The organism is Ruegeria sp. ANG-S4, from assembly GCF_000814005.1.
Taxonomy (GTDB): Bacteria; Pseudomonadota; Alphaproteobacteria; order Rhodobacterales; family Rhodobacteraceae; genus Ruegeria.
Genome location: NZ_JWLK01000005.1, coordinates 755,917 through 767,087, shown reverse-complemented (window position 1 = coordinate 767,087; position 11,171 = coordinate 755,917). Strand labels below are relative to the sequence as shown.

Genomic DNA, 11,171 nt, shown 5'->3' with positions numbered 1-11,171 from the left:
GCGGCACATCAGAATGAGGGCAGACGGTGGCAACCCGGGCACAGAACCGGCCGATCCTATCGATCAATCGGTGGCGTAAGTCACGGAGATTGCGCAATTTTGGCAGCCTTGGCCTCGTGGTTCTTGGACCTGTCCTGACGCTGGCAACCTACCTTGTGATCGGACCTTTTGATTTGGGCGCAACGGCACCGACCTTGCGCCTGATTCTACTTGCAGATTTGGTTTACGTTCTGGTGGTGGCTGCGTTGGTTCTCAGCCAGTTGGGCAGCCTGATCGCGGCCCGGCGCGCGAAATCTGCAGGGTCGCGCCTGCACCTGCGTCTGATCGGCGCCTTCACGCTGCTCGCCCTGGTGCCGACGGTCACTGTGGCCATTTTTGCCGGTCTGACTGTGAATATCGGTCTCGAGGGGTGGTTTTCGGACCGCGTCAGACAAGTCGTTGGATCGTCGCTGACGGCGGCTGAAGCCTACGAGCAAGAGCACAGACAAGGCCTGACTCAGGACGCGTCGATTCTCGCGCGGTTTCTGGACAACGCGCGCGCACGGGATTTCTACATCACGGATGCGGAATTGCGTGAGGTTCTGGCGCAAGGTCAGGCGCTTATTCAGCGGGGTTTGCGTGAGGCTTATGTCATTGATAGCAGCGGCGAGATCCGGGCGCGGGGCGATCGTTCCTATCTTTTTGACTACGAAGAACCAACGCCCGCGCAGATAGTGCAAGCCAATGATAGCGGCCTTGCCATCATAGATGACTGGGACAACAGCGAGTTTCGCGCTTTGGTTCCCTTGCAGGCATACGCCGATCGGTATCTCTATGTCAGTCGCGAGGTTGATGGCGAATTGCTGACCTTGCTGGACGATACGAAAGAAACCGCGCAGTTTTACAGCCAACTGGAAAGCGAGCGGGGACGGGTCCTGTTCGAATTCGGTTTGTTGTATCTGGGCTTTGCGGTCATCCTTATTCTCGCGGCGGTGTCATTGGGCATGTGGTTTGCCGAACGTCTGTCACGCCCCGTTGGCCGATTGACGACCGCTGCACAGCGCGTGGGTGCCGGTGATCTGAGCGTTCAGGTGATCGAAGAGGCCAGCGATGATGAAATCGCAATGCTAGGCCGGTACTTCAACCAGATGACCCGCCAGCTAAAAGGGCAAAGGGACACCCTGCTTGAAAACACACGTCAGATCGAACGTCGGCGACGCCTTTTTGACTCGGTTCTGAGCTCTGTGACGTCAGGTGTTGTGGGTGTTGACTCTGATGGCTGTGTCACATTCGTGAACCGGTCGGCAGAACGACTGCTGGACTGGTCGCGGGGCGAAAACCAATTGGCAATCGGAATCGCCGTGCCGGAATTTCTGCCTTTGTTCGAAGACCTCAAGCAAAGCGGGCAGGAGGCGGTTCAAGGTGAAATCAAAGTGACGCGCAAGGGCCGGGCCGAAAACCTGCTTGTGCGCATGGCGACCCGTCGGGGCGAGGATGGCGGGCTTGAAGGTTATGTGGTTGCCTTTGATGACGTCACCGATCTGGTCAGCGCCCAGCGTATGGCCGCCTGGGGCGACGTCGCCCGGCGTATTGCGCACGAAATCAAGAACCCGTTGACCCCAATCCAACTGAGCGCCGAACGCATCAAACGCAAGTTTTCCCGCAAGCTCGACGAGGAAGACTGTGCCAGCCTTGAATCAATGACGGATGTGATCGTCCGTCAAACCAATGACCTGCGCCGGATCGTGGACGAATTCTCAAAATTTGCCCGTATGCCCGAGCCAGAACGTCATGAGGAAAACATCGTCGATCTGGTGCGCGAGGCGGTTCTGCTGCAGCAGGCCGGACAGCCGGATGTGCAGATTGACGCGAGCTTTCCGGATCAGCCGGTTACGGTGGATGTGGATGCAACCATGCTGAATCAGGCATTGACCAATTTGATTAAGAATGCCGGAGAGGCCATTGGAACACTGAAGGAAAAAGGCGCTCCGGAAAACCTGAAACCGCAGATCAAAGTGGCCGTGACCAGCGATGAGACTGGAACGCTTATCACCATTGCAGACAACGGTATCGGCCTACCGGAAGACCGGGCGCGACTGTTCGAGCCCTATGTGACGACACGCGACGAAGGGACGGGTCTCGGCTTGCCCATCGTCAAAAAAATCATCGAAGAACATGGCGGTGCGCTGACACTGGAAGATGCGCCCGTTTTTGACGGACAGGACCATTTTGGCGCGATGGCTGTCATCCGTTTGCCCGGGGTCGGATCGACCTCGACTGCCGCGTCAAGCAAACAGGCAATTAAAACGAACAAACTGAAAGCAGGCTAAAGATGAGCGATATTCTGATCGTAGACGACGAACGCGATATCCGCGAACTGGTGTCCGATATTCTTGAGGACGAAGGCTATTCCACCCGATTGGCAGGCAATTCGGACGATTGCATGGCCGCCATCAATTCCGAACCGCCGGGGCTGTTGATTCTGGATATTTGGCTGAAAGACAGCCGTATGGATGGAATTGATATCTTGAAAGCGGTGAAACGGGACAACCCGGATGTGCCGGTGGTGATCATTTCGGGTCACGGCAACATCGAAATCGCCGTTGCGGCGATCAAACAGGGGGCCTACGATTTTATCGAGAAACCCTTCAACATCGATCAATTGATGGTCGTTATCCGACGCGCGATGGAAACCTCTCGGCTGCGTCGCGAGAACGCATCGCTCAAGAGGAAAGAGGTCAGCAACTCCGATATGATCGGAAAGTCGGCGTCGTTCCGCGCGATGCAAGGCCAACTGGACAAAGTGACCAAGTCGAACGGACGCGTCATGCTCAGCGGGCCAGCAGGATCCGGCAAGGAAATCGCGGCGCGATATATCCATGCACATTCCAACCGCGCGAACGCACCCTTCGTGACCGTCAATTGCGCCGGGGTTGAGCCGGAGCGTATGGAAGAGGTTCTGTTTGGTCGCGAAACCGCAGAACGCGGCGTCGAGTCCGGCCTTCTGGAAGAGGCGCACGGCGGTGTCATATACTTTGATGAAGTGGCTGACATGCCGTTGGGCACACAGTCCAAAATCCTGCGCGTTCTGGTTGACCAACAATTCCAGCGCGTCGGTGGAACCGACAAGGTCCGTGTGGACCTGCGGGTGATATCCTCGACGAACCGGGACCTAGAAGAGGAAATATCCGCAGACCGGTTCCGCGAAGAGCTTTATCACCGCCTGAACGTGGTTCCGATTGCGGTACCGTCGCTGGAGGAACGGCGCGAGGACATTCCGGTGCTTGCGCAGCATTTCATTGAAGTGTGCAACGAAACCCAGGGTTTGCCGATACGGGAGTTGTCGGACGAGGCGGTTGCGTTGTTGCAGACGATGACCTGGCCCGGCAACGTTCGGCAGCTCAAAAACCTGATTGAGCGTGTTTTGATCCTTGGCGATGGAACCGGCCCTGTCGAGGCCCGGGAGTTGCCCAGCGACGAAGAGAAATCAGACGAATCCGGTCGCGTTGTGTTGTCCGGGGCGTTGGCGACGCTGCCCTTGCGAGAGGCCCGCGAGGCATTCGAACGTGAATATCTTCTGACCCAAATCAACCGGTTTGGCGGCAACATCAGTCGGACGGCCAGCTTTGTCGGAATGGAACGCAGCGCGTTGCATCGCAAACTCAAGTCGTTGGGCGTTGTGACGTCGAACAAATCCGGTGCGCGTGTGGCCCAGATTGACGAACCGGAACCTGCCGAATGAAGCGGTTGGGGCTGCGCCTGATCCTGTCATGACTCCGGTTGGAGAAAACGATTGAAACCCAACCCGCCGCCAGCCGCCAGCATCAAGCTGCACATGCATGGTTTTCCGGCCTTTGGTCGGCGTTTGAAACGGCTGCGCCGGTCTGTTGGGGTCAAACAATCCGCTTTGGCCCATGTGATGCAGGTCGATCAGGCGACAGTTTCGCGTTGGGAAAGCGGCGCGCAAACGCCAAGCCCCAATACGCAACAACAGGTCTTTTCGGCTTTGGGCCCGGCAAGATGCGATGACTCGGCGCTCAAGCGGCTGGTTGTAAACTCCGCGGATTGCCTGCACCTGGTTGAGGAAGCCAGCCATAAATGTCTGGCCTATTCGTCCAGCAGAGCGCGGGATTGGAAAACCAGCCAATCCGCATTGCTTGGCGTGTCGCTTTGGCAATTTGCCACCGAGGAAATCCAGAGCGCCGAGGCGGAACTTGATCAAGAGGGTTGGTGGGACCTGCATACGCCTTCGCCCAAGTCTTTTTTGACCTCCGAGGCGGAACACGACCGGATTCGGATCAGCGCGGGACAGATCATATGGGAACGCCTGTACCTATCGGATGGAACACCGGTTCGACTGGTCAGCGGCAGGCGCGGGAACGCCGCATAATTTATGCGTTTCAGCACTTGATCAGTCCGGCTACAACCGGGTCATGTCCCCGTCTGTTCGCACATTCTTTCAAGTTATCTTGCTTTGGCTGGCCGGCCTGGGCGCAGCCACGCAATTTGCCAAGATCGCCGTTCCCTTTGCCGACGTCGCGATTCGGTATCCCGACAACGCGGCGTCGATTGGATGGATGCTGTCGATCATCAGCTTTATGGGGGCCGTTTTAGGTGCCTTGTCGGGTGCTCTGACGGGTTGGGTGGGACCTACGCGACTGTTGGTCTGGGGTCTTGTACTGGGCGGGCTCATATCCCTGTTTCAGGCGTTGGAGCTTTCCTTTCCCGTTATGCTCGCCAGTCGCCTGGTCGAGGGTATCTCGCACCTTGCGATTGTTGTTGCGGCACCGACGCTGATTGCGCAAATCACAACGGGGCGAGCCCGCAATGCCGCGATGGTTTTGTGGAGCACGTTTTTCGGCGTTGCGTTTGCATTGAATGCCTGGTTTGGCCTGACTATTGTCGATCGGTTCGGGCTTTCGCTGTACTTCGCACTTCACGGCGCGTTGATGCTTTTGATCTCGGGGCTGGTTGCACTGCTTGTCGTGCAGGTCAGGTCAGATGATCACGGAACGTTTGTGATCGGGTGTCGAGGGTTGGTGGGCGTTCACGTGGAAACCTATCGGTCGCCTTTCGTGGCGGCCCCGGCGTTTGGATGGTTTTTTTACACCCTGACATTCGTGTCGCTTTTGGCGATTCTGCCGGGCCGCCTGCCAGAAGAGGTCAGCGGCACAATTGCAGGATTGATGCCCTTGGCAGGTATCGCTTTGTCGTTGTTGGTGGTTCCGTTGCTGCTGAACGTCCTGTCGAGCGTTGCGGTCGTCAACATCGGGTTTGCGTTGGGCGTCCTCGTGCTGCTGGCTGCATTTGCCGGGCTTCCGCTGCCCATCGTCGGCATTGCCCTGTTTGCCGTGTTGGGGTTTGTCCAGGGCGGCAGTTTCGCCGCCGTTCCGCAATTGAATACCACGGCAGAAACGCAAGCGCTGGGTTATGGCGCCATCGCTCAGATGGGCAACGCGGGAAACCTGTTGGGAACGCCCGTACTGCTGGCCATCTTATGGCGTACGGGCGAGGCGGGAATGCTTACCGCCGTGATCGGGTTTTATGCCGCCGCGATTGGCGTTCATCTGTGGTTGGCACAACAGCGAAAAGTGGCGGCTTAAACCGCCTTAGCTTGCCTGTCCCGGTGTGATGATCTGAAACGATCCATCCTTGAATTTCACAAAGCAGGATTCGGAACTGATCGGGGGAAGGGTGGTTGTTCGCACAGCCGGCACGCGGGATTTCACGCCACTTTTACAGGGCGGCAGGCTGATCGGGCGAAAGCCCTTTTGGGCCATACACTGCGCCTCGACATTATTTCGCAGGCCTTTGTTTACGTCGACCGTATAGATGTTTCCGGGCTCCCACCATCCTGGTGTGCGATAGCAACGCCCCCGGCTGTCACAGTATGAGCGGCCCGGCCAATAGACCGGCGGGCTTTGTCGGACCTGATTGTTAACAGGCACGTCCTTTAACGCATCAACCCGACATTCCGTCGTTTCCGACTGCATCCGCGCCACGCTCTCGCCTTCGCGATAATACATCGACAAAGGCCCGCAGGCCGATAACACTAGTAGACAAACAAGCAGTGGCAGTACTGTTTTCATACACTTACATTGCCGTATTCACAGGCTCATTACAATTCAATTGACCGTTTTGGGGGCATCTGTCATTCAAAGATTTCAGGCAGAAGGGCCAGAAACATGAAGGTCATTATTTGCGGTGCGGGCCAGGTCGGCTGGCAGATTGCGCGGCACCTTTCGGGCGAACTGAACGACGTCACAGTCGTCGACAACAACCCCGATCTCGTGCGCCGCGCAACCGAGACGCTGGATGTTCAGGGCATTGCGGGGTTTGCCAGCTATCCTGACGTTCTGGACCGGGCCGGTGCGCGGGATGCGGACATGATCATTGCTGCCACGCATTCTGACGAGGTGAACATGGTGACCTGTCAGATGGCGCATTCTGTATTTTCGATCCAGCGCAAGATCGCACGTTTGCGGTCGAAATCCTATCTTCAGGCGATCCATTCCGACCTGTACCGCCGCGATCATCTGCCAATCGACGTTGTCATCAGCCCCGAGCGTGAGGTTGCCGCCGCCGCCATGCGCCGCCTGTCTGCGCCTTCAGCTTTTGATACCGAGATTTTCATGGATGGAAAGGCGCAACTTTTGGGTATCCGCGTCGATGAGGATTGCCCAATCGTGAACACCCCGTTGCGTCAGCTGACCGATTTGTTTTCGACCCTCAGCTCGATCGTCGTCGGCATTCGGCGTGAGGGTTCACTGTTTGCGCCGGAATCCGAGGATCAGCTGTTCGTAGGTGACGAATGCTATGTTTTCACCAGCGTCCGGGACGTGGACCGTACGATGGAGGTGTTCGGTAAGGCGCAGCGAAAACAGGATCGTGTTGTCATCGTCGGCGGAGGAAATGTCGGCCTCGAGGTTGCACGAACGCTGGAAGAGCGCGAGGGGCGGATACGTGCGAAAGTGATCGAGCGGGAACGCAAATGCGCCGAAATCGCGGCCGAAGCGTTGGAACGCACGATTGTCTTGAATGGTGATGGATTGGACTCTGCGCTGCTGAAAGAGGCCGGTATCGACCGGGCCGACGCCATGCTGGCAGTGACAGACGACGACCGAACCAACATGTTGGCAGCCGTCAAAGCCAAGGCGGAAGGATGCGCCCTGGCCATCGCGCTGATCAACGATCCAAGTATGGTCGCACTGATGGGGCCATTGGGGATTGATGCATATATCAACCCTCGGGCCACCACGGTCAGTTCGATCTTGCGCCACATTCGTCACGGACGCGTGCGACAGGTCTATTCGATTGGAGACGCCGAGGCCGAGGTCATCGAGGCCGAAGTTCTGTCAACGTCGCCCATGGCCGGTCAAAAGCTGCGCGACATCGACTTCCCCGAGGGTGTGCTGGTGGGCGCAGTCCGCAAGGGTGACGAAGTCCTTCGCCCCACCGGCAGCTTGCGCATCGACGAAAAGGACGTGGTCTCGATCTTTGCGCTGGCCAAGGATGTCCCTGAGGTCGAACGCCTGATGCAGGTTTCGATCGACTTTTTCTGATGATCCGGGTGCGCGAACAAAGGTTCGGGGTTCTGCGGCGTTTGCCGCTGCTGCTCATGATCTGGGGAATTACATCGTTGGCGATGTGGGTGCCTGCGATCTATGCGCTGGCGCTGGATGATCACGACACATCCAGATCGTTTTTTTATTCGGGTCTGCTTGGGTTGTTTGTCGTGACTTTGATCGCAGTCGCGCAGATGAACCGGATTCCGCGGCGGGGTACGTTGGGACAATTGGCGGTCCTGCTGGCGTCCTTCACGATATTGCCGCTGTTTCTTGCGATTCCTTTTCATGATGCCTTGGGAACAACCAGCTTTTTGAACGCGTATTTCGATATGGTCAGCGCGGTGACAACCACAGGGGCGGATTTGTTCCCGGATCCCGCAAGGCTGACGGCTCCGTTGCATCTGTGGCGTGCTTTGGTCGGATGGATGGGCGGATTGCTGATGTGGATCGCCGCCGCCGCGATCCTTGCCCCATTGTCTCTTGGTGGCTTCGAGGTCACGGCGCGCGGGCAACCGGGTCGACCTGTTTCAGGCGTTGCGCAAAGTGAAAAAACCGATCCCCGCGGGCTGCTGATCCGTGTGACCCGGACTTTGACGCCGGTTTATGCGGGTCTGACGGCTGTCATTTGGGTTCTGTTGTTGATTGCCGGTGAGCAGGGCCTGACCGCCGTTTGCCATGCGATGTCGACAATGGCGACGTCGGGTATTTCCCCGGTTGGTGGATTGGAAGGGTCAACGGCGGGCATAACCGGCGAAGCAATCCTGTTCTTATTTCTGTTCTTCGCGTTATCCCGTCTGACGTTTTCCGCCGATACCGCGACAAGCGGCTATGCCCGGTTGGACAAAGACCCCGAATTCCGGATTGGCCTTGTCATTATCCTTGCGGTTGCTGCCTTGTTGTTCTTCCGCGTGCTGGCGGGCGTGGCAGAACTTGGTTTGGAAATAACTGTTTGGCAGGCGTTGCATGTTATCTGGGGTATGCTCTTCACCGTAATGGCTTTTTTGACCACCGCGGGTTTCGAAAGCGCAAATTGGAATGACGCGCAGCAATTGTCCGGGTTGGGAACACCGGGTCTGATCCTGATGGGCCTCGCACTGATCGGAGGAGGCGTGGCGACCACGGCGGGTGGCGTCAAACTGTTGCGTGTTTTTGCTTTGTACCTCAATGGCCGGCGCGAAATCGACCGACTGATTCATCCGTCCTCGGTCAGCGGAGAAGGTGGCGGCAACCGACGCATTCAAAGTGATGGGGCGTTCATAGCCTGGATATTTTTTATGCTGTTTGCGCTGACCTTGGCAGTGTTCGACGTTTTACTGGCAGCGATGGGGGTCGGGTTTGAACAGGCGATGGTTCTGAGCGTGGCCGCGCTCAGCACGACGGGCCCTTTGATCGAACTGGCGACAGACGATCCCATCCGATTGATTGACCTGTCCGCTGGGGCAAAGTTGACGCTATGCGCCGCCATGGTGATTGGCCGGTTGGAGACGTTGGCAATCATCGCGCTGATCACGCCATCGCTGTGGCGCGATTGACCTGACAACAGGTCGTTGGTGTTACTGCACAATTTTTCGTCTGGAATATCTGCGCGCTCCACTCCATACTCCGCCAGAGGGAGCGCGTTGGTCCGCAGCGCGTAGCAAGAACAATGGCGAGATTATAACAATATGGCTTCGGACAGACAGAATCTTCAGGATGCCTTCCTGAACAACGTACGGAAAGCAAAGGTCCCGGTCACGATTTTCCTGATCAACGGCGTTAAATTGCAGGGTGTTATCACCTGGTTTGATAACTTCTGCGTACTGCTGCGCCGCGACGGACAGTCGCAGCTTGTCTACAAGCATGCGATTTCGACCATCATGCCGTCGCAGCCGATCAACTTGTACGAGGGCGAAGACGCCTCTTGATGGAACATGAACGGATGCGCACCCGGGCTTGGGTGCTGCATCCCGAAATCAAGTCAGATGAACAGCGTCGTGTTTCGGAACCGGCGCTGGAAGAGGCGGTGGCATTGGCCGCCGCTTTGCCCGATCTTGATGTGATCGGGTCTGAAGTTGTGCGATTGCCGCGCGCCCAAGCCGGGTTGCTGTTTGGCAGTGGCAAGATCGACGAACTTGGTGAGCGATTTCACGAGAACGAGGTCGAACTTGTTCTGATCGATGGTCCGGTCACGCCCGTCCAGCAGCGCAACCTTGAGAAGGCTTGGAAAGTCAAAATCTTAGACCGGACGGGGTTGATCCTGGAAATATTCAGCGACCGGGCCCGTACGCGCGAGGGTGTGCTGCAGGTCGAGATGGCCGCGCTGAGCTACCAGCGTACTCGGTTGGTTCGCGCGTGGACCCACCTTGAACGACAGCGGGGTGGTTTGGGATTTGTCGGCGGTCCGGGTGAAACCCAGATCGAGGCCGACCGCCGCGCGATTGACGAGCAATTGGTGCGGTTGCGCCGCCAGTTGCAGAAGGTGGTCAAGACTCGCACGCTGCACCGTGCAGCCCGCGCCAAGGTTCCATACCCTATCGTTGCTTTGGTTGGATATACCAACGCGGGCAAATCAACGCTGTTCAACAGCCTGACCGGCGCCGAGGTCATGGCCAAGGACATGCTGTTTGCGACGCTTGACCCCACGATGCGTCGGGTCGTTCTGCCCGATGGGCCCGAGGTGATTTTGTCAGACACCGTTGGGTTCATCTCGAACCTGCCGACCGAATTGGTCGCAGCCTTCCGCGCCACGCTGGAAGAGGTTCTTGGCGCGGACTTGATCGTCCATGTGCGTGATATCAGCCACGAAGAATCCGACGCGCAAGCACAGGATGTCGAGGCCATATTGAGCTCATTAGGTGTGGAAGAGGACCGACCCCGGCTGGAAGTCTGGAACAAGATTGACCTGTTGACTGGCGAAGATCGCGAGGCGACGCTGGCACGCGCTGATCGTGATGCCTCAATCTTCGCCATATCAGCCGTAACCGGTGAAGGCGTTGGGCCGTTGCTGGCGGAGATAGCGACCCAATTGCAGGGCGTGCGTCACGAAACCACGCTGGACCTTAGCTTTGCCGAGGGAGACAAACGCGCCTGGCTGTTTCGTCAGGACGTTGTGCGGGACGAAAAGCAAACGGATGACGGGTTTCGGGTCACCGTGCTGTGGACCGACAAACAGGCAGCGCAGTATTCAGCTTTGTAGGACCAAGACGCCATCAATCTGGCGTCGATAGTCTTCGGTGTCGAACCATCCCAGCGAGGATTTGACCTTGTGGTCGGCATCCAGTTCCCACTCGTCCCACCCGCGCGAGACGATGTGGTTTCCGGTTTGGGAATGGTGGCCCTCAAGGGTCCAGACAAATATCGCGTGCGCACCGGCCCAGCGCATCATGTCGCATCGGACCTCCAGATCGGGGAGCTCACTATAGAAGCTCTGAGCCATCTTGGCGATAGCAGGTTTGCCCTGAATTGGTTCGCCGCCGTTCAAAACAATCCTGGCATCTGTCGCATAAAAAGACGCGACGGCCTGCGGATCGCCGGAACTCCAAGCGATGGCGTAATCGCGTGCGAGATTGTTCAATGTGTCACGAACGCTGGCCATACTGGTCCCCCTCGACACGAGTGCCATGACTCTAGGCGAAGCGATGCGGT

10 protein-coding genes are annotated in these 11,171 nt (G+C 57.5%); 8 read left to right on the top strand and 2 right to left on the bottom strand.

The window, feature by feature from the left end; translation table 11 throughout:
• The first annotated feature begins 26 nt into the window (after window positions 1-26).
• Genes RA28_RS16685 through RA28_RS16670 form a run of 4 tightly spaced genes read left to right on the top strand, consistent with a single transcriptional unit; the run spans window position 27 to window position 5,582 of the window.
• Window positions 27-2,309 carry a sensor histidine kinase NtrY-like gene (locus RA28_RS16685; RefSeq protein WP_039531042.1) on the top strand — a complete coding sequence of 761 codons (2,283 nt, stop codon included), beginning with the start codon at window positions 27-29 and terminating at the stop codon, window positions 2,307-2,309.
• A gap of 2 nt (window positions 2,310-2,311) precedes the next feature.
• The gene (ntrX, locus tag RA28_RS16680; protein WP_039531039.1) at window positions 2,312-3,721 is read left to right on the top strand and encodes a nitrogen assimilation response regulator NtrX; all 1,410 of its coding nucleotides are present in this window, start codon (window positions 2,312-2,314) and stop codon (window positions 3,719-3,721) included.
• A 51-nt stretch (window positions 3,722-3,772) separates the two neighbouring features.
• Window positions 3,773-4,369 (top strand): helix-turn-helix domain-containing protein, encoded by a 597-nt coding sequence (locus RA28_RS16675; protein ID WP_241481152.1) that lies wholly within the window; start codon window positions 3,773-3,775, stop codon window positions 4,367-4,369.
• Between the two features lie 43 nt (window positions 4,370-4,412).
• Complete coding sequence (locus RA28_RS16670; RefSeq protein ID WP_039531037.1) at window positions 4,413-5,582, top strand: MFS transporter; 1,170 nt, start codon at window positions 4,413-4,415, stop codon at window positions 5,580-5,582.
• Between the two features lie 6 nt (window positions 5,583-5,588).
• On the opposite strand, the gene RA28_RS16665 is transcribed toward RA28_RS16670, so the two are convergent.
• On the bottom strand, window positions 5,589-6,068 hold the full coding sequence (locus RA28_RS16665; RefSeq protein ID WP_039531034.1) for a hypothetical protein: 480 nt from the start codon (window positions 6,066-6,068) through the stop codon (window positions 5,589-5,591).
• Between the two features lie 96 nt (window positions 6,069-6,164).
• Between RA28_RS16665 and trkA the strand changes: the two genes are divergently transcribed.
• The 4 genes from trkA to hflX all read left to right on the top strand — a co-directional run bounded on the left by trkA (window position 6,165) and on the right by hflX (window position 10,722).
• Window positions 6,165-7,541 (top strand): Trk system potassium transporter TrkA, encoded by a 1,377-nt coding sequence (trkA, locus tag RA28_RS16660; protein WP_039531032.1) that lies wholly within the window; start codon window positions 6,165-6,167, stop codon window positions 7,539-7,541.
• Entirely contained in the window at window positions 7,541-9,079 is a 1,539-nt protein-coding gene (locus RA28_RS16655) for a TrkH family potassium uptake protein (protein ID WP_039531029.1), read from the top strand. Before trkA ends, RA28_RS16655 begins: the two co-directional genes overlap by 1 nt.
• Window positions 9,080-9,211: 132 nt before the next feature.
• Window positions 9,212-9,451: an RNA chaperone Hfq gene (gene hfq / locus RA28_RS16650; RefSeq protein ID WP_005982826.1), complete on the top strand. Its 240-nt coding sequence runs from the start codon at window positions 9,212-9,214 to the stop codon at window positions 9,449-9,451.
• Window positions 9,451-10,722: a GTPase HflX gene (gene hflX, locus RA28_RS16645; protein WP_039531021.1), complete on the top strand. Its 1,272-nt coding sequence runs from the start codon at window positions 9,451-9,453 to the stop codon at window positions 10,720-10,722. The genes hfq and hflX overlap by 1 nt, the downstream gene beginning before the upstream one ends.
• Here the strand turns inward: hflX and RA28_RS16640 are convergent.
• On the bottom strand, window positions 10,711-11,121 hold the full coding sequence (locus RA28_RS16640; protein ID WP_039531018.1) for a nuclear transport factor 2 family protein: 411 nt from the start codon (window positions 11,119-11,121) through the stop codon (window positions 10,711-10,713). The genes hflX and RA28_RS16640 overlap by 12 nt on opposite strands.
• Window positions 11,122-11,171: the final 50 nt, after the last annotated feature.